The sequence below is a fragment of the Streptomyces sp. Tu 2975 genome (assembly GCF_009832925.1).
GTDB lineage: Bacteria > Actinomycetota > Actinomycetes > Streptomycetales > Streptomycetaceae > Streptomyces.
In genome coordinates this window covers 5,953,132-5,976,084 of sequence record NZ_CP047140.1, presented here as the reverse complement: position 1 = coordinate 5,976,084, position 22,953 = coordinate 5,953,132, and the positions used below count along the sequence as shown (strand labels likewise).

The window sequence follows — 22,953 nt, the reverse complement described above, 5'->3', positions numbered from 1 at the left end:
CCGGGGGCGCAGCCGATGCGCGGACCGTTTCCCCTACCCGCCCCTCCTCGAAACCGGGCTCCGCCCGGACCCGTACCGCGCTCCGCGCGGTGTTTCGGGGGCTCTGCCCCGGGCCCCGCGCCTCGAACGCCGGCGGGGCTGACAAAGTCAGCCCGCCCGGCGCTGAGGGCACCCCGCGAAGCGCGGTACGCCGCCGGCAGGGCGGTACGGGGGCCCGGGCGAAGCCCGGTTCGGGACATGGGGTTCACCACGGCCGCCAGGCCGTAGGGGCGGGGTGGGGAAGCGTCACGCTCCCCGGACCCGCAGGGCCCTGCGCAGGTCGTCGATCTGGTCGACCAGCTTGCGGCGCAGGGCCGGGAGCATGTCCGTCCCGGCCAGGCATGCCTCCCCCGCGCCCAGCGCCTCGGCGTCGACGGCGTGGACAGGGAAGGCGTAGCGGCCGCAGGCTTCGGCGATGGCCGGGCCGCGGCGGGCGGCGAGGGCGACCGCGTCGGGGTAGAAGCGCGGGACGTACTCGCGTACGAGGTCGGCCTGTTCGGGCTGCCAGAAGCCTTGCGCCGTGGCCGCGAACAGGTAGTTGGACAGGTCGTCGCCGGTGAAGAGCCGGGCCCAGGCCGCGGCCTTGGCCTCGGGTGTGGGGAGGGCGGCGCGGCAGCGGGCCGCGCCTTCCTGTCCGGTGGCGCTGGGGTCGCGTTCCAGTTCGGCGGTGATGGCCGCGTCGTCGGTGGCGCCGAGGACGGCGAGGCGCGTCAGGACGCGCCAGCGCAGTTCGGGGTCGAGCTCGGGGCCGCCGGGGACGCTGCCTTCGGTGAGCCATTCCTGGATGGGCTCCGGCTGGGTGGCGGCGTCGATGTAGTGGCGTACGGCGGTCAGGCGCAGGCCGGGGTCGCTGCCGTCCTCGGTGCGGCGCAGCAGGGCGCGGCTGATGCGGGTGAGGGTGGCGAGCGCGGCGGGGCGCTGGTCGGGGTGAGGTAGCAGTCGGCGATCTGGCCGGCGGCGAAGGTGAGGACGCCTTGGACGATGGCGAGGTCGTTCTCGTGGGGCAGGTGGGTGCCGGCCGTCTCGAGGTAGGCGGTGGGGGCGAGTTCGCCGTCGCGGACCATGTCGCGTGCGGCGTTCCAGACGACGGCCCGGGTGAGGGCGTCGGGGATACCGGACAGCGAGTCGACGACGACGGCCCAGGAGGCGGCGTCGAGGCGGACCTTGGCGTAGGTGTTGTCGCCGTCGTTGAGGACGAGGAGGGCCGGGCGGCGTCCGGGGCGGGGTGCTGTGCTGCCGGTCTCGGGGACGTCGATCTCGAGGCGGTCGCGCAGGACGAGGCGGCCGGGGTCGATGGGGTCGGCGTCGTAGGCGCCGACGGCGATGCGGTGGGGGCGGCTGCCGTCGCGTTCGACGGTGAGTGTCCAGCCGCCCGCGGTGTCCGTGACGGCGGGGGTGAGGGTGTCGACGCCGGTGGTGCGCAGCCATGACTCGGCCCAGGCGTGCACGTCGCGGTCGGTGGCTCCGGCGAGGGAGTCGATGAAGTCGGCGAGGGTGGCGTTGGCGAACTTGTGCCGGGCGAAGTGGGTGTTGATGCCGGCGAGGAAGTCCTTCTCGCCGAGCCAGGTGACGAGCTGGCGCAGGGCGGAGGCGCCCTTGGCGTAGGAGATGCCGTCGAAGTTGAGCATCGCGGAGGCGGTGTCGGGGACGGCTTCGGGGTCGGGGGCGACAGGGTGGGTGGAGGGCCGCTGGTCGGCGTCGTATCCCCAGGACTTGCGGGCGATGGCGAAGTCGGTCCAGGTGTCGGTGAAGCGGGTGGCCTCGGTGAGGGTCTGGTAGCCCATGTATTCGGCGAAGGACTCGTTCAGCCAGATGTCGTCCCACCACTTGAGGGTGACGAGGTCGCCGAACCACATGTGGGCCATCTCGTGGGCGATGACCATGGCGCGCGTCTGGCGCTGGGTGTCGGTGACGGCGGAGCGGTAGACGAATTCGTCGCGGAAGGTGACGAGGCCCGGGTTCTCCATGGCGCCGGCGTTGAATTCGGGGACGAAGGCCTGGTCGTACGAGTCGAAGGGGTAGGGCTCCTCGAACTTCTCGTGGTAGCGGTCGTAGCACTGCCGGGTGATGTCGAGGAGTTCTTCGGCGTCGGCGTCGAGGTAGGGGGCGAGGGACCGGCGGCAGTGGATGCCGAAGGGCAGTCCGGCGTGCTCGGTGCGTACGGAGTGCCAGGGTCCGGCGGCGACGGCGACGAGGTAGGTGGAGAGCAGCGGCGTGGGCGCGCAGGTCCAGCGGCCCTCGCCGTGGTGGGTGGCGACGCCGTTGCCGAGGACGGTCCACGCTTCGGGCGCGGTGACGGAGAGTTCGAAGACGGCCTTGAGGTCGGGCTGGTCGAAGGCGGCGAAGACGCGCTGGACGTCGTCCATGAACAGCTGGGTGTAGACGTAGGTCTCGCCGTCGCTGGGGTCGGTGAAGCGGTGCATGCCTTCGCCGGTGCGGGAGTAGCTCATCCGCGCGTCGACGCGCAGTTCGTGCTCGCCGGCGGTCAGGCCGGTCAGGGGGATCCGGTTCTCGGCGAGGGCGGCGGGGTCGAGGGGGTGTCCGTCGAGCGTGAGGGAGCGGAGTTCGGCGGGCTTGATCTCGACGAAGGTGTCACCGGCCGCTGTCGCGGTGAAGTGGATGACGGTTCGGGAGTCGAAGGTCTCGTCGCCGGTGGTCAGATCGAGGTCGATCGTGTACCGGTGTACGTCGAGTTGCCGGGCTCGGGTCTGCGCTTCGTCGCGCGTCAGTACGGACATGGGCCCATGCTGCCTGATGGGCCCGGGTCGGCACACGGGGTGGTGGTTGCGCTGTCAGCGCACACCCGCGCCCCCGCGCGCGGGCGTTCGGGCGGGACGGGCGGCGCGGCGCGCGGATCGGGTGATTCAGTGCTGTGGGCGTTCGCCGGGCTGGTCGGCGATCTGCTCGTGGTGGCGGATCACCTCGGCGATGATGAAGTTCAGCAGTTTCTCCGCGAACGCCGGGTCGAGTTTCGCGCTCTCCGCGAGCTGGCGCAGCCGTGCGATCTGGCGGGCCTCGCGGGCGGGGTCGGCGGGCGGCAGGTGGTGCTGGGCCTTGAGGTGGCCGACCTGCTGGGTGCATTTGAATCGCTCGGCGAGCATATGGACGACGGCGGCGTCGATGTTGTCGATGCTCGCGCGCAGGCGGTCGAGCTCGGCGCGCACGGATTCGTCGATGTCACTCGTGGTCATGGTCAGGGAGCTTACGTCGGCCGGGCGCCTATGGTCGGAGGGTGTTCAGGGTCCGGGACGCGGGTGCTCCAGCCGCCGGGTACGGCCCTGCCCTGCTGGTCCCTGAAGCGGACGGGGGCGAGTCCGACGCGGCGGGTGAACAGGCGGGAGAAGTATGCCGGGTCCTCGTATCCGACGCGGCGGGCGACGGCGGCGACGGGCAGGTCGGTGGCGGCGAGGAGTTCCTTGGCGCGGCCGAGGCGGATCCCGAGGAGGTAGTCCTTGGGGCTGCAGCCGGCGCCGCGGCGTACGGCGGTGCGCAGTTCGGCGGGGGTCATGCCGTGGCGGGCGGCGTGTTCGGCGACGGACATCGGCCGGAAGGCGTCGCGGGCGAGTGCGGTGAGGACGGGGTCTCCGTCGGGGCCGAGGTCGGCGCGGGCGCGGCGCAGGGCGACGAGCAGTTCGTGGACGGCGGCGCCGGTCTCCACCTCGAGGAGGGGGTTGCCGCGGCGGGCGGCGCGGGCGATCTTGCCGACGGCGGCCCGTGCACCGGCGGCGTCGGACAGGGGTACGACGGGCCGGTCGGGTTCGATATAGCCGAGTTCGGTGTAGGTGGTGGTGGCGGGGCCGGTGAAGTCGACGAACGATTCGTCCCAGCCGGCGCCGGGGTCGGGCCCGTAGTGGTGGGGGACGCCGGGGGTGAGCCAGATGAGGGCGGGGCCGGTGACGGTGGTGCGCCGACCGTCGGAGGCGCGGTACCAGCCGCTGCCGGCGCTGATGACGACGGCGACGTGGTGGTCGAGGGTGCGGGGGCCGACGGTGGGGAGGCTGCCGTGCTGGAGACCGACGCCGAGGCACACCAGTCCCAGCCGGTGGTGCAGCGGACTCGGGGTGAAATAGCGCATCCAGGTGTGGTACATGCCGATTCGTCGCTCCTTCCCGGCCAGTCCAAGGAGAGCTGATCTTTGTCCATGGACCGGCTGCGCGCCAGGGGTGATCGTGGGGGCGGCGGTTTGCGAGAGAGGGACGGGCCGGTGGCTGACTTCACCGTGGGTGACACGGATTTCCTGCTGGACGGGCGGCCTGTGCGGCTGCTGTCGGGGGCGCTGCACTATTTCCGGGTGCACGAGGGCCAGTGGGGCCACCGGTTGTCGATGCTGCGGGCGATGGGTCTCAACTGTGTGGAGACGTACGTCCCGTGGAATCTGCACGAGCCGGAGCCGGGCAGGTACGCGGACGACGGGGCGCTGGGGCGGTTCCTGGACGCGGTGCACGCGGCGGGGATGTGGGCGATCGTGCGGCCGGGTCCGTACATCTGCGCCGAGTGGGAGAACGGCGGTCTTCCGTTCTGGCTGACCGGCCGGGTCGGGCGGCGGGCGCGTACGGAGGACCCGGAGTATCTGGGACATGTGGAGCGCTGGTTCACCAGGCTGCTGCCGCAGGTGGTGGAGCGCGAGATCACCCGCGGCGGGCCCGTGGTGATGGTGCAGGTGGAGAACGAGTACGGCAGTTACGGCTCGGACGGCGGCTATCTGCGGCAGTTGGTGGAGCTGTTGCGGTCGTGCGGGGTGGGCGTGCCGCTGTTCACGTCCGACGGTCCGGAGGACCACATGCTGTCGGGCGGTTCGGTGCCCGGTGTGCCGGCCACGGTGAACTTCGGGTCCGGCGCCAGGGAGGCGTTCGCGGCGCTGCGCCGGCACCGTCCTACGGGGCCGCTGATGTGCATGGAGTTCTGGTGCGGCTGGTTCGAGCACTGGGGGGCCGAGCCGGCGCGCCGGGACTCCGAGGACGCGGCGCGGGCGCTGCGGGAGATCCTTGACGCCGGCGCTTCGGTGAATGTGTACATGGCTCACGGCGGAACGAGTTTCGGTGGCTGGGCGGGCGCGAACCGCTCCGGTGAGCTGCACGACGGCGAGTTCCAGCCGACGGTGACGTCCTACGACTACGACGCGCCCGTCGACGAGGCGGGCCGGCCGACGGAGAAATTCTGGCTTTTCCGGGAGATCCTCGCCGATTATCAGGAAGGACCGCTGCCGGAGCTTCCGCCGGCTCCGGCGGTCCTGTCGGCCCCGGTGCGGGTGGAGCTCGCCGAATGGGCTCCGCCGGAGACGGTGCTGCGACTGCTCGGCGACGACGAGTGCGAGGCCCCGATGCCGCTGACGTTCGAAGAGCTGGGTGTCGGGCGTGGTGTGGTGCGCTACCGGGTCGAGGTCCCGGGGCCGCGGGAGCCTTGTCCGCTGCGGGTGACGGGGTTGCGCGACCGCGCGGTGGTGTTCGTCGACGGGGTGCGGGCGGGAGTGCTGGACAGCGGGTCGCCGGCGCTGGGGGTGCCGGTGGCGGGACCGGCGTCGGTGGAGCTGTGGGTCGAGTCCCTGGGTCGGGTCAACTACGGGCCCCTGACGGGCGAGCCGAAGGGCATCACCGGTGGGGTGCTGCACGAGCGGCAGTTCCTGCACGGTGTCCGGGCGTGCGCCCTGCGGCTGGAGGCGTTCGAGGCGCCGGCGGCGCTGGCCGGGATGCCGTGGGGTGCCCCTCCGGCGGCGGCGGCCGGCCTGTACCGGGGGACGTTCGAGGTGGCGGAGCCGGGTGACGCGGCGCTGGAACTGCCGGGCTGGACCAGGGGGTTCGTGTGGGTGAACGGGTTCAACCTGGGGCGCTACTGGTCGGCGGGGCCGGTCAGGCCGCTGTATGTGCCGGGGCCGGTGCTACGCGCCGGCGCCAACGAGGTGTGGGTGCTGGAGCTGGAGTGCGCCGCGGCGGAGGCCGCCGTACGGCTGGAGTGCGTGGCGGCGGAAGCCGCCGTACGGGCGGGGTGAGCCGTGACGGAGGGGCAGGCCGTCGGCCTGCCCCTCCGCCGTGTCCGGTTCTCTGCGAGGTTCTCTACAGGCCGGCGGCCGCCGACTTGATCGCGGACGCGAAGGTGGAAACCTCGGTGTAGACGCCGGGGTAGCCGGCCCGAGCGCAGCCGTAGCCCCAGCTGACGATGCCGACCTGGGTCCAGGCGCCGGCGTTGTCCTTGCGGAACATGGGTCCGCCGGAGTCGCCCTGGCAGGTGTCGACGCCGCCCTGGTTGTAGCCGGCGCAGATCTCCTCGTTCGCGACGAGTTCGTCGTACGCCTGCCCGCAGGCCGCGTCGGAGACGAACGGGACCTGGGCCTTGAGCAGGTAGCGCTGCTGCGCGCCTCCCTCACGGGCCGCGCCCCATCCGGCGACGGTGAAGGTGCCGCTGTTGTACGCGGTGGTCTCGGCGATCTTCAGCGTGGGCAGGTTGATGGGCTGGGCGAGCTTGATCAGGGCCCAGTCCTTGCCCGTGCCGTTGTAGCCGGGGGCCTGCAGGACCTTGGTGGAGCGGACCTTGATGGCGCTGGAGCTCCGGAGGTCCACGACGCCGGCGGTGGCCGTGATACTGGTGTTGTTGCCGGAGCCACTGACGCAGTGTGCTGCGGTGAGGACGATGTCCTTGGCGTAGAGGGCGCCTCCGCACCCCATGGAGAGCCGGACCATGAACGGGAACTCACCCTGTGCGGCGCGGGTGCCGCCGACCACGGGCGGAGCGGCGGCGGAGGCGGAGGTGGGCTGGAGGCTGACGGCGGCGAGGATGACGGCACCGGCGGCGACACATCTCTTGAGCGCGCTAAGAAGCTTCAACTGACTGCCTCTCGTGGGGGGTTGAGGGGAACGTCCGGTCGGGCAGGGCTGTTCGGCACCGCTGGGCGATACTGCTGGGTGAGCCCATTGGTGACATGTGCTCGACAAGACGCTGTCCGGAGTATGAGACCCGGGTAGCGGACACCACAAGAAGCGCCTTTCGGCCAGTCCTCTCCGGCCGCCGGCCCCGCACCCTCCTCGCCGTAGAGTTGAAGCCTGCTCGGGCGGGCCGCCGGGCACGGCGGACCGGGAGCCGCGGGGACGCGGAAGCCGTACGGGAGGCATGGGGGTACGGGAGTGGGGAACGGCAGCCAGGTCGTGCACGGCTTCCCGCACCTGGACACCGTGCGGTCGGCGATCACCGCGCTGTACCGGCGGCTTTCCGCCGAGAGCGTGCTCACCTACGCGCCCAGCGTGCTGCCCGCCGACGTGGCCTTCGGCGACAGCGACGACCTCCATCTGGGGGCACAGCGCGTCGCCCGCGCCCTCGTGCGCCACTTGCGGCTCCCGGACGCCCGGGTGATCGTCAGCTTCCGGGAGATGGAGCACGCGGCGAGCGTCGAACTGACCGCCGGACCCGAGTACTTCATCGAACTGAACGACCGGTTCCGTACCCACCGCCGGGACATCGGCGCCGCCCTGGCGCACGAGATCACGCATGTTCTGCTGCACCGGCTGGATCTGTCGTTCCCGGGCACCCGGGACAACGAGATCCTCACCGACACCGTGACCACGTATCTCGGCGCCGGCTGGCTGCTGCTGGACGCCTTCCGCGAGGACGCCGTCTCCAGCCAGAAGCTCGGCTACCTGACCCCCGAGGAGTTCGGCTACGTCCTCGCCGGGCGGGCGATGGCCTTCGACGAGGACCCGCGGACCTGGTTCACCAGCCCGCAGGCGTACCACGCGTACACCCGGGGCCGTGCGCAGGCGCTCCTCGAGGCGCAGCAGCCCCCGCTGACCACGGCCGGCCGGCTGGGCAGGCTCCGCTACGCGAAGGACCGCCGGCACGCCAGGGACCATCCGGGCGTCGCGGCGTCCGGACCGTTCGCCTACGCCTTCGAGCACGGGCCGGAGGGGCTACGGGTGTCCTTCCCCTGCACCACCTGCCACCAGCGCATCCGGGTGCCGGTGCAGGGGCGGGTGCGGGCCCGCTGCGGGCTGTGCCGGACCGTTCTCGAATGCGACACCTGACCCTGCTTCCGTAGGGTCGGACCATGACGAACCAACCGGCGGCGCAGGAACCGGCCGCGGCGGCGCGGGAACTGTCCGAGGCGTTCTACAACAGCGACGACGACGCCGTCGTGCGGTTGCTGCGGGCGGGCACGGACCCGGAGAGCACCGACGAGGACGGCAGGACCGCCCTGTATCTGGCGGCGACGAGCAACGAGGCGGGGATCGTACGGCTGCTGCTCGCCGCCGGCGCCGATCCCGACCGCGCCTGCGGCCCGGAGGACGGCGACCTGCCGCTGTGCGGGGCCGCGGTCTGGGGGCACACCGAGGCCGTGCGGGCGCTGCTCGCCGCCGGTGCCGCTCCCGACCGCCGCGAGCTGCTGGGCTTCACCGCGATGATCTGGGCGGTCGGGCAGGGACGCACAGAGACGGTGGAGGCGCTGCTGGAGTACGGCGCCGACCCCGATCTGCCCGGCCCGGCCGGCGAGGCGCCGTTGGTGCTCGCCGCCCGCCGCGGGTCGCCCTCGACGGTGCGGGCCCTGCTGCGGCACGGCGCCGGTGCACGGGCCGAGACGCTGGAAGAGGCCCTCGAGGAGGCCCGCCGGTGGATGACGCTCGACGTGGAGGAGGAACTGCGCCGGGGGCTGCTCGCGTACGACCCCGGGGCCGAGACGGTGTCGCGGCGCGTCGAGGAGGACGGCGGGGCGACCGTCGTGGTCGAGGTGCTGCAGGACGGAAGGCCGACGGCGGGCAACGAGCAGCAGACCGGCCACGGCGCGATCGCCACGCTCCTCGAGGAGCGGCTCGGCCTGCGCACCCCGTACGCCGCCCTGGCGGAACGCGCCCTGCTCCACGGCAGCCCGGAACGGGACGAGTGGATCGAAGCGGTGACGGCGCTGTGGCGGCGCGGCGACGAGGAGACCTTCCGGGAGGCCGCCGCCTGGTGCGCGAGCGACGACGTCCTGCGGCAGACGTTCGCCGCCGACGTGCTGGGCCGGCTGGGCTTCACCGCGGGGCCGGACGGGCACGTCGAGCGGCCGTTCACCGCGCGGGCCCTGCCGATGCTGCGCGAACTGTCCCGGGAGGCGACGGATCCCGCGTTGCTCCAGGCGGTGCTCCTCGGGCTCGGCCACCACGGCGATCCGGCCGCTCTCCCCGAGATCCTTCGGCACGCGGACAACCCGGACGCCGCGGTGCGCCTGCGGGTGGCGCTGGCGCTCGTCGGGCTGGTGCCCGGGGACCATGCCGAGGCGGTACGGACGCTGATCACGCTGACGAGGGACGAGCAGGCGCCGGTACGGGACTGGGCGACGACGGCACTGGCGGGCGTCGACGCGGACACGCCCGAGATCCGCGACGCGCTCGCCGCCCGGGCCGAGGACCCCGACCCGGAGACCGTGGCCGAGGCTGCCAGGGGACTGGCGATGCGCCAGGACCCGCGGGCCGAGGACGTACTGGTGCGGCTGCTCGCGGACGAGGACCCCGACGGCTACGCCCACGACACGGCGGCCAACGCGGTACGCCACCTGCGGGACGAACGTCTCAGGCGCCGTCTCGAGGGGACCCTGCCGCGCCGCCCGTGACGGCTCACTGCCCGCCGTGCGCCGGGCGGCAGGGCTTCGAGGCCTGCCCCGTGCGCGCCTCAGCGGAGTCGGAGCCTGCCGGGCGCACGCTCCTCGAAGACCTCCACGATCCAGTCGAAGACGGTCGGCCCCCGCCCCGCCCGTACCCGTGCCAGGTGCTCCAGCACCTCTGCCCGGTCGGCGGGAGGGACGCGCTGGGCCCGGAGCCCCAGCTGCCGTACGGTCTCCTCCCGGCCGAGTGCCCGCCGGGAGAGTTCGTGATCGTGCCATTCGAAGACGAAGTCACCGTCGTCCGGGGTACCGAAGCCGCCGCTCAGACAGTCGGCGAGGGCGTCGAGGTTGCGGCCGAAGTAGCCGCCAGGACCGTTGACGGCTTCGCCGACCGCTTTCCAGAAGCTGTCCAGGCCGGTGACCTCCGCCCCTTCGATCACATAGGTCGTCGTCATGGGGCGGAGGCTATCGGCAGCGCCGGACGGCGGGCCGGATTCAGCAGCCGTGGTCGACGAGGTCGAACGACGCGTAGTGGTCGGCGGTGTAGTAGTCCTCCTGGTGCGCGTCACCGGTGACGATGCGGCGCGCGCCACGGGTCGGTGAGCCGGGGGTGACGACGGTGTACTCGTGGTAGTAGCCCGTCGAGTGCGACGGCAGGATGCCCTCGCGGTTCTGGAAGACGGTGCCGTCCTGCTCGAAGGGGAACGGTCCGCCCTGCTCGATCAGATCGAGCGTGTCGTGGGCCTGGCTCGGCAGGGCCGAGTAGCAGACGTCACCGACAGCGAGCGCCCCGGCGGGGCGGCCGTGGCGGTCTGCCCGCCGATCAGGAGAGCCGGGACGAGGGCGGCGATGCCACCGAGGGTGGCGATTCGTGGGGGGATTCGCATACGTCGATTGATGCGCGTAGACCTTGACGGGTCAACGTCAACTGCCGTGAATTCCCCGGACGTTCACCGAGGACGGGAACTGTGACCGCCGATCTTCACACGCTCTCCGCGCGCCCCCGGTTCCCCCACCGGGCCCCTGCGGCCGTCGCCCCGCCCGCGCGCCACGCCGCGGACCGGGCCACCGCGAGACGGCTCGGCCGGGATCATCCAGGAGAGCCGAAAAAAATGTGGACGGCGATGTCGAGAACCGGTGACCGGCTCCGTCCCTGCAGTGAACGCGACCACAATGGGTCGCACAGCACCGAGGAGAACACGATGGCCAAGTACCTGCTTCTCAAGCACTACCGCGGCGCCCCTGCGGCGGTCAACGACGTGCCCATGGACCGGTGGACGCCGGAGGAGATCTCGGCCCACATGCAGTACATGCAGGACTTCGCGGACCGGCTCGAGAAGACCGGCGAGTTCGTCGACGGTCAGGCGCTCGCCCCCGAGGGGACGTTCGTCCGGTACGACGGTGAGGGGCGCCCTCCGGTCACCGACGGCCCGTTCGCAGAGACGAAGGACCTCATCGCCGGCTGGATGGTGATCGACGTCGACAGTTACGAGCGAGCCGTCGAACTGGCCGGGGAGCTGTCGGCCGCCCCCGGCGCGGGGGGGAAGCCGATCCACGAGTGGCTCGAGCTGCGCCCCTTCCTGACCGCGCCGCCCACCATCACGGAGTGACTTCTCCGATGAACGAGGCCCTGCTCCGGAGCCTTACGCCGAGCGTGCTCGGCGTCCTCGTCCGCCGCGGAGCCGATTTCGCGGCGGCCGAGGACGCCGTGCAGGACGCGTTGGTCGAGGCGGTCCGCGTCTGGCCTGCCGACCCTCCGCGGGATGCGAAGGGCTGGCTGGTCACCGTGGCCTGGCGCAAGTTCCTGGACGCGACGCGGGCGGACACCGCCCGCCGCCGGCGTGAGGACCTCGTCGAAGAGGAGCCTGCGCCCGGGCCCTCCCCCGCGGTGGACGACACACTCCAGCTCTACTTCCTGTGCGCCCACCCGTCGCTGACGGCGTCGTCCGCGGTCGCGCTCACATTGCGTGCCGTCGGCGGGCTGACCACCCGCCAGATCGCCCAGGCCTACCTGGTGCCCGAGGCGACCATGGCGCAGCGCATCAGCCGGGCCAAGCGCACCGTCTCCGGCGTGCGGTTCGAGCAGCCCGGCGACGTCGCCACCGTGCTGCGCGTCCTCTACCTGGTCTTCAACGAGGGCTACTCGGGCGACGTCGACCTGGCCGCCGAGGCCATCCGGCTCACCCGGCAGCTCGCGGCCGCGATCGACCACCCGGAGGTGGCGGGGCTGCTCGCCCTCATGCTGCTCCACCACGCCCGGCGGGCCGCCCGGACCGCGCCCGACGGCAGTCTGGTGCCGCTCGCGGAGCAGGATCGCGGCCGGTGGGACACCCGGTCGATCGCCGAGGGCGTCGGGATCCTTCAGGCGGCCCTCGCCCGCGACCGGCTGGGCGAGTACCAGGCCCAGGCCGCCGTCGCGGCACTGCACGCCGACGCGCCCACCGCCGGGGAGACCGACTGGGTGCAGATCGTCGAGTGGTACGACGAGCTCGCGCGCCTGACCGACAGCCCGGTCGTCCGGCTCAACCGTGCGGTGGCCGTCGGCGAGGCCGACGGACCGCGCGCCGGTCTGGCGGAGCTCGCGGCGCTGGACGAGTCCCTGCCCCGCCACGCGGCGGTGGCGGCGTACCTCCACGAGCGCGACGGCGACCTGGCGACGGCGGCACGGCTGTACGCCGAGGCGGCCCGGAAGGCACCCAACCTCGCCGAGCGCGACCACCTGACGCGCCGGGCCGCCCGGCTCAACGCCCGCCTGTGACCGTGACGGGCCGCGCACGGATCTGCCCCGGCGCGGCCCTGTCCGACAGCGGTCCCCTCAAGGGGTCCCGGTGCCGCGTCAGCCCACCGTGCCCCTGCCGCCGCGCCTCGCGCGCCCACGCCCGGCGGCCGAGTTCCGCGACGCCTCGACGGCGCCGGACGCACCCGACGCACGGGACGCCTGGGCGCCCCCACGAGAGCCACGGGATCCGGCGCGAGCCGCCCGCGGCGCCTCCGCCGCACCCGTTCCCTCACCGCGCCGGCGCGCAGGACGCCGGCGTCCGGTGGAGGAGGGAGCGGTCACGACCGGCTGCGGGACCTCGATGGTCACGGCCACGCCGGACGGCTCACGCGCTCCCGTGAGCCGGCTGAGTTCCTCGTCGCTCGACTTCACCCGTGCCGTGCTGGGGCTGATGCCCGCGTTCGCCATCAGGCGGGTCATCTCGCGGCGCTGCTCCGGCAGGACGAGCGTCACGACGCTGCCCGACTCGCCGGCCCGCGCGGTGCGGCCGCCGCGGTGCAGGTAGTCCTTGTGGTCGACGGGCGGGTCGACGTTCACGACCAGGTCCAGGTCGTCGACGTGGATGCCGCGGGCCGCGACGTTCGTGGCGACGAGCGCGGTGACCTGGCCGTTCTTGAACTGGTCAAGGGTGCGGTTGCGCTGCGGCTGCGAGCGCCCGCCGTGCAGGGCGGCTGCCCGTACACCGCTGGCCAGCAGCCGCTTCGCGAACCGGTCCGCGGACCGCTTGGTGTCCACGAAGAGGATCACCCGGCCGTCGCGGGCGGCGATACGCGTGGCGACGGCCTTCTTGTCCGTCTCGTCCAGCACGTGCAGGACGTGGTGCTCCATCGTGGTGACGGCACCGGCGGACGGGTCGACGGAGTGCACCACCGGATCGGTGAGGAACATCCGCACGAGCCGGTCGATGTTCTTGTCGAGCGTTGCGGAGAAGAGCATCCGCTGCCCGTCCGGCTCGACCTGCTTCAGCAGCGCCGTGACCTGCGGCATGAAGCCCATGTCGGCCATCTGGTCGGCCTCGTCGAGGACCGTGATCGCGACGTCGCCCAGGGAGCAGTCACCGCGTTCTATGAGGTCCTTGAGCCGTCCGGGTGTGGCCACGAGCACCTCTGCGCCGCGGCGCAGCGCCCCGGCCTGCTTGGTGATGGACATGCCGCCGACGACGGTGGCGATCCGCAGCTGGGTCGAGGTCGCGTACGGCGCGAGGGCGTCGGTGACCTGCTGCGCGAGCTCGCGGGTCGGCACGAGGACGAGCGCGAGGGGCGCCCGCGCCTCGGCGCGGCGGCCGGCCGTACGGGCGAGCAGCGCGAGGCCGAAGGCGAGGGTCTTGCCCGAGCCGGTGCGGCCACGACCGAGGATGTCCCGGCCGGCGAGGGAGTTCGGGAGGGTGGCGCCCTGGATCGGGAAGGGCTCGGTGACGCCCTGGGCCGCGAGGGTCTTCAGCAGGGCGGCGGGCATGTCCAGCTCGTCGAACGCCGTGACGGCGGGCAGCGCGGGGTGACGGTTTCCGGCAGGGTGAATTCCTGCGGGGCGCCGCGCTGCGGGCGCTCGCCTTACCGGAGCCGGATCCCCTGCCGGAGCCGGTCCCCTTGCCGGGACGGATCCCGGAGCCGGGGCGGTTTCCGGCGCCGGATTCGGCCGGGCGCCTGCGGGCCGGCCGGGCGGACCTGGCGGCGGAGCGGTCCGGTCGTTCGGAGCGGTTCATGCGGAGTGTGCCTTCCTGGGGCCTGTGGACAGCAAGAGCCGGGGCCCGCACCGACGAAGGTGCGGGCCCCGGCTGCAGGAGCTGCGAGATACGCGCCCGGCAATCAGGCCGGGAGGATGTTCTCCGCCTGCGGGCCCTTCTGGCCCTGCGTGACGTCGAACGTCACCTTCTGGCCTTCCTGGAGCTCGCGGAAGCCCGAGGTGGCGATGTTGGAGTAGTGGGCGAAGACGTCGGCGCCGCCGCCGTCCTGCTCAATAAAGCCGAAGCCCTTTTCCGAGTTGAACCACTTCACGGTTCCAGTAGCCATGTCATTCTCCTAAAACAGGGGCAAGCCGAAAATCCACACCTCGTGAATTTCCCGTCGCTGCATTGACCCCCATCCGGAAAAGCCGGAAACAATAATGTGCGCCTGAGGAAGCATTCCCGTCAGGCGCACACAAAGTTCATGGGTACCAAAACTGCAACTACGCCACCGTAGCACGCCGAGGCGGAGAAGTCGTGGATCAGACACGCTTGATGATCGTCACGTCCTCTTGACCACTGCCTTCGCGCACGATCCGCAGGCCACAGCGGGTGCCGGTCCGGTCCGGCTCCGTGGCGCAGCTTGATCATCATCTCCGCCCCGGTTGCGCCGAGCGGGTGACCCGGCGCGACGGCTCCTCCGCCGGGACGCTCACCCCGGCCGGACCTCCGCGACGGGGGCACCGGCGTGCGTGCCGCCTGGAAGAGGTACGCCTCGGCCATGACACCAACTCCTCCCCGGCGGGTCCCCGTTACGCTCGCAGCGCGGTCCCGTCCAGCATGGTCGACGGGTACCGGCGGGCGATTCGTCAGGATTGTGCAGGCCGCTGAGCCGGTACCAGGAGGCGGCGCACCGTACCGGCGCCTCGGGGCCGGCAGGCGTCAGCGGCGCCGCCGGGTGCGGACCGGCCCGCCCGGGCCCCAGTGACGTACCACCAGCTCGTCACCCTCGACGGACGTCCGCACCACCTCGGTCAGCTCGGCCCTGAACAGGTGGTACGGCTCCGGCGGCTTCACGTCCTCGGTGAAACGGGCCTTCTCCGCCGGCTCGGTGACCTCGAGCGCGCGCCCCGAGATCCTCACGTCGCCACCGTCCATCGAGTCGTCCACGCCCGGGTTCGAGTGCAGCGCGAACCGGGGGTCACGGAGCAGGTCCTGCGCCTTGCGGGAGCCGTGCATCATGCCGAGCCACAGCTCACCGAAGCGGAACGTGACCTCCAGACCCGTCACCCGCGGCGAACCGTCCTTGCGCAGGGTCGCCAGCACGTGGTGCCGGTACTTCTCGAAGCGGTGCTGTACGGATTCGGCGAACTCGGGCTCCGCCGTCACGAAGGCGGCCCAGCTGGATTGCGTCATGACCTCATCGAACACCGGAAACCAGTCATCTTCTGTCTGATTTTCCCGGTGTCCGCGAGGAGTGACCGGCGCGGGAACTCAGCGGACGATGCCCTGGGCGCGGGCGGCCGCCAGCCACTGCGGGAACTCGGCCACCAGCCGGTCGTACAGCTCCGCGTCCGGGACCTGCCGCGGGTCGAGCCCCGCGTGGAAGAAGCCGGCGTTGTCGACAGGGCGTTTGGCGGGGACCGCGAGCTCGTCGAGCTTGCGCAGGAAGTCGAACTGCGAGCTTCGCTTGTTGCCGAAGCCGACGAACTGCCAGAACAGGGGGAGCTTCGCGGCCTTGCAGAGATAGCGCTCCGCGGCGAGCTTGTTGATGGGCCCACCGTCCGTCTGGAACACGACGAGCGCCGGATCGGTCGACCCGCTGTCCATGTAGTGGTCGATGACGGCGTCCATGGCCAGGTGATAGCTGGTCTTCCCCATGTGCCCGAGACCGGACACGATCTCGTCCATCCGGCCGTGGTGGTTCTCCAGGGCGATGTCGGTGACCGCGTCGACGTCCGTGGAGAAGAACACGACGGGCACGGTGCCGTCGTCGTCGAGATGCGCCGACAGCCCGAGAACCCGGTCGGCGAGGGCCTGGACGCTGCCGTCCTTGTAGTAGTCCTTCATCGACCCCGAATAGTCGACGACGAGATAGACGGCGGCGCGCTGCCCGTGCATGCCGTGCTTCTGGAGGGAGACACCCGCGGTCTTGTAGAGGCTGACGAGCGCGGGGGCGCGCTGCTCGAGCTTCTGGAGGCTGACGGGCATGCGGGCTCCGTTTCGTCGATGCGGACGCCCTGACAATATCCGCCCGTACAGGGCCAGTTCCCCACCCCGCCCTTCTCCGGAACCGGGGCAGGCCCCGGACCCGTATCGCGCTTCACGCGGTGCCTTCGATCGCCCCTACGGCCTGGCGGCCGTGGGAGTGCCCCCGGGCGGGCCGGATGGCGCTCCGCGACATCAGCTCCGCCGGCAACTCGGGCCCAGCCGGCGATCGAGGCGCTGGGGTCCGGGGCAGAGCCCCCGAAAACCGCGCGGAGCGCGGTGCCGGGGCCGGGTGGAGCCCCCCACGCGGCGGAACCGCCCATCGGTACAGCAGGGAAAGGCGGGCAGCGGCCGCCCACCAGCACCCGCACCACGCCCCGCACACACCACGGCGCCTGCCATGGTCCGGTCGGGGACAGGCAGGCGCCGTGTTCAGTTCCGTACGCCGTTGTACGGGACGTTTCTGTGGGGCGGACCGTCAGCGCACGGTCCGCGTGCCGGACCGGTCGGACCGGCCGCACGGCCGGACGGTCAGACCGTCAGCGCACGGTCCGTCGGCCGGATCGGCGCCGGCAGCGCACTCGCACCCGTCAGATAGCGGTCCACGCCGCGCGCCGCCGAGCGGCCCTCGGCGATCGCCCACACGATCAGCGACTGGCCGCGACCGGCGTCGCCCGCGACGAAGACACCGTCGACGTTCGTCGCGAAGTCCGCGTCACGCGCCACGTTGCCGCGCTCGTCGAGGTCGAGGCCGAACTGCTCGACCATGCCGTTGGACCGGTCGATGCCGGTGAAGCCCATCGCCAGGGTGACCAGCTGTGCCGGGATACGGCGCTCGGTGCCGGGCTTCTGCTCCAGCTTGCCGTCCTTGAACTCCACCTCCACGAGGTGCAGTGCCTGGACGTTGCCGTCCTCGTCGCCCTCGAAGTGGGTGGTGGAGACGGAGTAGACCCGCTCGCCGCCCTCCTCGTGCGCGGAGGTGACCTTGTAGAGCATCGGGAAGGTCGGCCACGGCTGGTTGGAGTTCCGCTCCTCGCCGGGGCGGGGCATGATCTCCAGCTGGGTGACGGACGCCGCGCCCTGCCGGTGAGCGGTGCCCACGCAGTCCGCGCCGGTGTCGCCGCCGCCGATGACGACGACGTGCTTGCCCTCCGCGGTGATGGGGGGCGCCACGAAGTCGCCCTCCTGCACCTTGTTGGCGAGCGGCAGGTACTCCATGGCGAAGTGGATGCCGTTCAGCTCCCGGCCCGGGACGGGCAGGTCGCGGGAGACGGTGGCGCCGGCCGCGACGACGACCGCGTCGTAGCGGCGGCGCAGCGCGTCCGCCGGCATGTCCTTGCCGATCTCGACCTCGGTGCGGAACTTGGTGCCTTCCGCGCGCATCTGCTCGATGCGGCGGTTGATGTGCACCTTCTCCATCTTGAACTCGGGGATGCCGTAGCGCAGGAGCCCGCCGATGCGGTCGGCGCGCTCGTACACGACGACCGTGTGGCCGGCCCGGGTCAGCTGCTGCGCGGCGGCGAGACCGGCCGGGCCCGAGCCGACGACGGCGACGGTCTTGCCGGAGAGGCGCTCCGGCGGCTGCGGGGTGACGTCGCCGGAGTCCCACGCCTTGTCGATGATGGAGACTTCGACGTTCTTGATGGTGACGGCGGGCTGGTTGATACCGAGCACGCACGCAGCTTCACAGGGCGCCGGGCACAGACGGCCGGTGAACTCCGGGAAGTTGTTGGTGGCGTGCAGCCGCTCGGAGGCGGCGGCCCAGTCCTCGCGGTAGGCGTAGTCGTTCCACTCGGGGATGAGGTTCCCGAGCGGGCAGCCGTTGTGGCAGAACGGGATGCCGCAGTCCATGCAGCGGCCGGCCTGCTTGCTGATGATCGGCAGCAGGGCGCCCGGGACGTAGACCTCGTTCCAGTCCTTGACGCGTTCCTCGACGGGGCGGGTCTCGGCGACCTCGCGCCCTGTGGTCAGGAAGCCCTTGGGGTCAGCCATTGGTCGCCGCCTCCATCATCTTCTCGGTGGTCTCCTGCTCGGAGAGACCGGCGAGCTCAGCGGCGTCCTTGGCGGCGAGCACTGCCTTGTACGTGGTCGGGATGATCTTGCTGAAGCGGTCCACGTTCACGGACCAGTCGGCGAGAAGCTTCTCGGCGACGGTCGAGCCGGTCTCCTCGAAGTGGCGGCGCACGACATCGTGCAGCCACTGCTTGTCGGTCTCGTCCAGGGCTTCGATCGCGCCGAGGTTGCCGGAGTTGACGTTGTCCCGGTCGAGGTCGATCACGTAGGCGATGCCACCGGACATGCCGGCCGCGAAGTTGCGGCCCGTCTCGCCGAGGACGACCGCGTGTCCGCCGGTCATGTACTCGCAGCCGTGGTCGCCCACGCCTTCGGAGACCACCAGCGCACCGGAGTTGCGGACGCAGAAGCGCTCGCCGGTCCGGCCGCGCAGGAACAGTTCGCCGCCGGTGGCGCCGTAGGCGATGGTGTTGCCCGCGATGGTCGAGTACTCGGCCAGGTGGTCGGCGCCCCGGTCGGGGCGGACGATCACACGGCCGCCGGAAAGGCCCTTGCCGACGTAGTCGTTGGCGTCGCCCTCGAGGCGGAGTGTGATGCCGCGCGGCACGAACGCGCCGAAGGACTGGCCGGCGGAGCCGGTGAAGGTGATGTCGATGGTGTCGTCGGGCAGGCCCGCGCCGCCGAACTTCTTCGTCACCTCGTGACCGAGCATGGTGCCCACGGTCCGGTTGATGTTCCGGATGGCGACCTGGCCGCGGACCGGCTGGGCGTCCTCGGCGGTGGCGGCGTTCAGCGCCTCCGCGGCGAGCTCGATGAGCTCGTTGTCGAGGGCCTTCTCCAGTCCGTGGTCCTGCTCGGTGACCTGGTGGCGCACCGCGCCGTCGGGCAGGTCGGGCACGTGGAACAGCGGCGCGAGGTCGAGGCCCTGTGCCTTCCAGTGGTCGACGGCCCGGTCGGTGTCGAGCAGCTCGGCGTGGCCGACGGCCTCCTCGATGCTGCGGAAACCCAGCTCGGCGAGGATCTCGCGAACCTCTTGCGCGATGAACTCGAAGAAGTTGACGACGAACTCGGCCTTGCCGGAGAACCGCTCGCGCAGGACCGGGTTCTGGGTGGCGATGCCGACCGGGCAGGTGTCCAGGTGGCAGACGCGCATCATGACGCAGCCGGAGACGACGAGCGGCGCGGTCGCGAAACCGAACTCCTCGGCGCCGAGCAGCGCGGCGATGACGACGTCGCGGCCGGTCTTGAGCTGGCCGTCGGTCTGGACGACGATCCGGTCGCGCAGGCCGTTGAGCAGCAGGGTCTGCTGGGTCTCGGCGAGACCGAGCTCCCAGGGGCCGCCCGCGTGCTTCAGGGAGGTCAGCGGGGAGGCGCCCGTACCGCCGTCGTGGCCGGAGATCAGGACGACGTCCGCGTGGGCCTTGGAGACACCGGCGGCGACCGTGCCGACGCCGACCTCGGAGACCAGCTTCACATGGATGCGGGCGGCCGGGTTGGCGTTCTTGAGGTCGTGGATCAGCTGAGCCAGGTCCTCGATGGAGTAGATGTCGTGGTGCGGCGGCGGGGAGATCAGGCCCACGCCGGGGGTGGAGTGCCGGGTCTTGGCCACCCACGGGTAGACCTTGTGGCCGGGCAGCTGGCCGCCCTCGCCGGGCTTGGCGCCCTGGGCCATCTTGATCTGGATGTCGTCGGCGTTGACCAGGTACTCGCTCGTCACGCCGAAGCGGCCGGAGGCGACCTGCTTGATCGACGAACGCCGCTCGGGGTCGTAGAGGCGCTCCGGGTCCTCGCCGCCCTCACCGGTGTTGGACTTGCCGCCCAGCTGGTTCATGGCGATGGCGAGGGTCTCGTGCGCCTCCTTGGAGATGGAGCCGTACGACATGGCGCCGGTGGAGAAGCGCTTGACGATCTCGGAGACGGGCTCGACCTCGTCGACGGAGATCGGCTCACGGCCCGAGGAGCCGTCGGCGGTCTTCAGGGCGAACAGGCCGCGCAGCGTCATCAGCCGCTCGGACTGCTCGTTCACACGGTCCGTGTACTTCTTGAAGATGTCGTACCGCTTGTTGCGCGTGGCGTGCTGCAGGCGGAAGACCGTCTCCGGGTCGAAGAGGTGCGGCTCGCCCTCGCGGCGCCACTGGTACTCGCCGCCGATGTCCAGGGCGCGGTGCGTGGCGGCGATGCCGGAGGCCGGGTAGGCCTTGGCGTGCCGGGCGGCGACCTCCTTGGCGACGATGTCGAGTCCGGCGCCGCCGATCTTGGTAGCGGTGCCGTTGAAGTACTTGTCGACGAAGGCCTCGTCGAGACCGACGGCCTCGAAAACCTGCGCGCCGCGGTAGGAGGCGACCGTGGAGATGCCCATCTTGGACATGACCTTGAGGACGCCCTTGCCGAGGGCGTAGATCAGGTTCCTGATGGCCTGCTCGGGCTCGAGGCCCTCGATGAAGGTGCCGGCGCGGACCAGGTCCTCGACGGACTCCATCGCGAGGTACGGGTTGACCGCGGCGGCGCCGTAGCCGATGAGCAGGGCGACGTGGTGGACCTCGCGGACGTCACCGGCCTCGACCAGCAGGCCCACCTGGGTGCGCTGCTTGGTGCGGATGAGGTGGTGGTGGACGGCGGAGGTGAGCAGCAGCGACGGGATGGGCGCGTGCTCGGCGTCCGAGTGCCGGTCGGAGAGGACGATCAGGCGGGCGCCGTCCTCTATGGCCGCGTCGACCTCGCCGCAGATCGCCTCGATACGGGCGGCGAGCGCGTCGCCGCCGCCGGAGACCCGGTAGAGGCCGGCCAGGGTGGCCGCCTTCATGCCGGGCATGTCGCCGTCGGCGTTGATGTGGATGAGCTTGGCCAGCTCGTCGTTGTCGATCACCGGGAAGGGCAGCGTGACACTGCGGCAGGACGCCGCGGTCGGCTCCAGCAGGTTGCCCTGGGGGCCGAGCGAGGAGTACAGCGAGGTGACGAGCTCCTCGCGGATGGCGTCCAGCGGCGGGTTGGTGACCTGCGCGAACAGCTGGGTGAAGTAGTCGAAGAGCAGCCGCGGGCGCTCGGAGAGCGCCGCGATCGGCGAGTCCGTGCCCATGGAGCCGAGCGGCTCGCCGCCGGTGCGGGCCATCGGCGCGAGGATGACGCGCAGCTCTTCCTCGGTGTAGCCGAAGGTCTGCTGGCGGCGGGTGACGGAGGCGTGGGTGTGGACGATGTGCTCGCGCTCGGGGAGGTCCTCGAGCTCGATCTCACCTGCCTCCAGCCACTCCTGGTAGGGGTGCTCGGCGGCGAGGGCGGACTTGATCTCGTCGTCCTCGATGATGCGGTGCTCGGCGGTGTCGACGAGGAACATCTTGCCGGGCTGCAGGCGGCCCTTGCGGACGACCTTGGCCGGGTCGATGTCGAGGACGCCGACCTCGGAGGAGAGGACGACGAGGCCGTCGTCGGTGACCCAGTAGCGGCCGGGGCGCAGACCGTTGCGGTCGAGGACCGCGCCGACCTGGACGCCGTCGGTGAAGGTCACGCAGGCGGGGCCGTCCCAGGGCTCCATCATCGTGGAGTGGTACTGGTAGAAGGCGCGCCGGGCGGGGTCCATGGAGTCGTGGTTCTCCCACGCCTCCGGAACCATCATCAGCACCGAGTGCGGCAGCGAACGGCCACCGAGGTGGAGCAGCTCCAGGACCTCGTCGAAGGAGGCGGAGTCGGAGGCGTCCGGGGTGCAGACGGGGAAGATCCGGTCGATCTTGCCGGCGCCGGAGTTGAACAGCTTGGAGGCGAGCTGCGACTCACGGGCGCGCATCCAGTTGCGGTTGCCCTTGACCGTGTTGATCTCGCCGTTGTGCGCGACGAAGCGGTACGGGTGGGCCAGCGGCCAGCTCGGGAACGTGTTCGTGGAGAACCGCGAGTGGACGAGCGCCACGGCCGTGGCGAAGCGCCGGTCCGACAGGTCGGGGAAGAAGGGCTCCAGCTGGCCGGTGGTCAGCATGCCCTTGTAGACGATCGTGCGCGCGGACAGCGACGGGAAGTAGACGCCGGCCTCGCGCTCGGCGCGCTTGCGCAGCACGAACGCCTTGCGGTCCAGCGCGACGCCCTCGCTGCTGCCGTCGCCCACGAAGAGCTGACGGAAGGCGGGCATCGTGGCGCGGGCGCCGTTGCCGAGCAGGTCGGGAGTGACCGGGACCTCACGCCAGCCGAGGACGGTGAGGCCCTCCTCGTCGGCGATCGTCTCGATCTTCGAGACGGCGGCCTCGTTGTCCTCCGCGTCGGCCGGGAGGAAGGCGATTCCGACGGCGTACGAGCCGGCCTGAGGCAGCTCGAACGCGGTGACCTCGCGCAGGAAGGCGTCCGGGACCTGGAGCAGGATGCCCGCGCCGTCGCCGGAGTCGGGCTCGGAGCCGGTGGCGCCGCGGTGCTCGAGGTTCCGGAGAACGGTCAGCGCCTGCTCGACCAGCTCATGGCTGGCAACACCGGTGAGGGTGGCCACGAACCCGACACCGCAGGCGTCGTGTTCGTTACGGGGGTCGTACATCCCCTGGGGGCGGGGCGACCGTCCATGGGCGACCAGGCGTCGGAACGCATCGGCTCTCCCGTCGTCGTCGTGGCATGTGCAGTGCCGAGGGACGACGTTGGCCCTCCGCGAAATTTCGTGCAGGTTACATGATGGAGGGCTTCTCGAGAAGCGGATAGCTCATTCCAGCATGCGGACACCGC

Annotated in this window: 14 protein-coding genes and 3 pseudogenes; 5 read left to right on the top strand and 12 right to left on the bottom strand. The window is 71.6% G+C overall.

All coding sequences use genetic code 11. The features are described from left to right. Positions 1-285: 285 nt before the first annotated feature. From pepN to GLX30_RS26495, 3 genes and pseudogenes are all read right to left on the bottom strand, one after another. Positions 286-2,777 (bottom strand): annotated as a pseudogene (gene pepN, locus GLX30_RS26505) (aminopeptidase N). 126 nt (positions 2,778-2,903) lie between these two features. Further along, positions 2,904-3,230, bottom strand: a complete 327-nt coding sequence (locus GLX30_RS26500; protein WP_159693009.1) for a chorismate mutase — start codon at positions 3,228-3,230, stop codon at positions 2,904-2,906. Between the two features lie 11 nt (positions 3,231-3,241). Beyond that, positions 3,242-4,129: an AraC family transcriptional regulator gene (locus tag GLX30_RS26495; protein WP_159693007.1), complete on the bottom strand. Its 888-nt coding sequence runs from the start codon at positions 4,127-4,129 to the stop codon at positions 3,242-3,244. Positions 4,130-4,243: 114 nt separating this feature from the next. Between GLX30_RS26495 and GLX30_RS26490 the strand changes: the two genes are divergently transcribed. Then, a complete protein-coding gene (locus tag GLX30_RS26490; RefSeq protein ID WP_159693005.1) occupies positions 4,244-6,025 on the top strand; it encodes a beta-galactosidase family protein in 1,782 nt (593 codons plus the stop codon). 64 nt (positions 6,026-6,089) lie between these two features. Here the strand turns inward: GLX30_RS26490 and GLX30_RS26485 are convergent, their stop codons facing one another. Next, the gene (locus GLX30_RS26485) at positions 6,090-6,857 is read right to left on the bottom strand and encodes a serine protease (protein WP_159693003.1); all 768 of its coding nucleotides are present in this window, start codon (positions 6,855-6,857) and stop codon (positions 6,090-6,092) included. 297 nt (positions 6,858-7,154) lie between these two features. Here GLX30_RS26485 and GLX30_RS26480 point away from each other — a divergent pair, with 297 nt between their 5' ends. Together GLX30_RS26480 and GLX30_RS26475 are read left to right on the top strand one after the other, a co-directional pair. Next, entirely contained in the window at positions 7,155-8,048 is an 894-nt protein-coding gene (locus GLX30_RS26480) for a hypothetical protein (RefSeq protein ID WP_159693001.1), read from the top strand. A gap of 23 nt (positions 8,049-8,071) precedes the next feature. After that, a complete protein-coding gene (locus GLX30_RS26475; protein WP_159692999.1) occupies positions 8,072-9,610 on the top strand; it encodes an ankyrin repeat domain-containing protein in 1,539 nt (512 codons plus the stop codon). Between the two features lie 59 nt (positions 9,611-9,669). Here GLX30_RS26475 and GLX30_RS26470 read toward each other — a convergent pair whose 3' ends face one another. Continuing rightward, a complete protein-coding gene (locus tag GLX30_RS26470; RefSeq protein ID WP_159692997.1) occupies positions 9,670-10,056 on the bottom strand; it encodes a barstar family protein in 387 nt (128 codons plus the stop codon). A 40-nt stretch (positions 10,057-10,096) separates the two neighbouring features. Next, a pseudogene (locus tag GLX30_RS26465) lies at positions 10,097-10,488 on the bottom strand (ribonuclease domain-containing protein). A gap of 315 nt (positions 10,489-10,803) precedes the next feature. Here GLX30_RS26465 and GLX30_RS26460 point away from each other — a divergent pair. Beyond that, positions 10,804-11,211 (top strand): YciI family protein, encoded by a 408-nt coding sequence (locus GLX30_RS26460; protein ID WP_159692995.1) that lies wholly within the window; start codon positions 10,804-10,806, stop codon positions 11,209-11,211. A gap of 8 nt (positions 11,212-11,219) precedes the next feature. Next, on the top strand, positions 11,220-12,359 hold the full coding sequence (locus tag GLX30_RS26455) for a DUF6596 domain-containing protein (protein WP_159695268.1): 1,140 nt from the start codon (positions 11,220-11,222) through the stop codon (positions 12,357-12,359). Positions 12,360-12,437: 78 nt separating this feature from the next. Here GLX30_RS26455 and GLX30_RS26450 read toward each other — a convergent pair whose 3' ends face one another. From GLX30_RS26450 to gltB, 6 genes and pseudogenes are all read right to left on the bottom strand, one after another. Continuing rightward, positions 12,438-13,835: a DEAD/DEAH box helicase gene (locus tag GLX30_RS26450; RefSeq protein ID WP_244258289.1), complete on the bottom strand. Its 1,398-nt coding sequence runs from the start codon at positions 13,833-13,835 to the stop codon at positions 12,438-12,440. Positions 13,836-14,185: 350 nt separating this feature from the next. Beyond that, positions 14,186-14,389 carry a cold-shock protein gene (locus GLX30_RS26445; RefSeq protein WP_005318814.1) on the bottom strand — a complete coding sequence of 68 codons (204 nt, stop codon included), beginning with the start codon at positions 14,387-14,389 and terminating at the stop codon, positions 14,186-14,188. Positions 14,390-14,985: 596 nt separating this feature from the next. Then, positions 14,986-15,459 (bottom strand): pyridoxamine 5'-phosphate oxidase family protein, encoded by a 474-nt coding sequence (locus GLX30_RS26440; protein ID WP_159692993.1) that lies wholly within the window; start codon positions 15,457-15,459, stop codon positions 14,986-14,988. Between the two features lie 78 nt (positions 15,460-15,537). Continuing rightward, on the bottom strand, positions 15,538-16,254 hold the full coding sequence (locus GLX30_RS26435) for a VWA domain-containing protein (protein ID WP_159692991.1): 717 nt from the start codon (positions 16,252-16,254) through the stop codon (positions 15,538-15,540). Positions 16,255-16,782: 528 nt separating this feature from the next. Next, the gene (locus GLX30_RS26430) at positions 16,783-18,243 is read right to left on the bottom strand and encodes a glutamate synthase subunit beta (RefSeq protein WP_159692989.1); all 1,461 of its coding nucleotides are present in this window, start codon (positions 18,241-18,243) and stop codon (positions 16,783-16,785) included. Then, positions 18,236-22,821: pseudogene (gene gltB / locus GLX30_RS26425) on the bottom strand (glutamate synthase large subunit). Before gltB ends, GLX30_RS26430 begins: the two are co-directional and overlap by 8 nt. Positions 22,822-22,953: the final 132 nt, after the last annotated feature.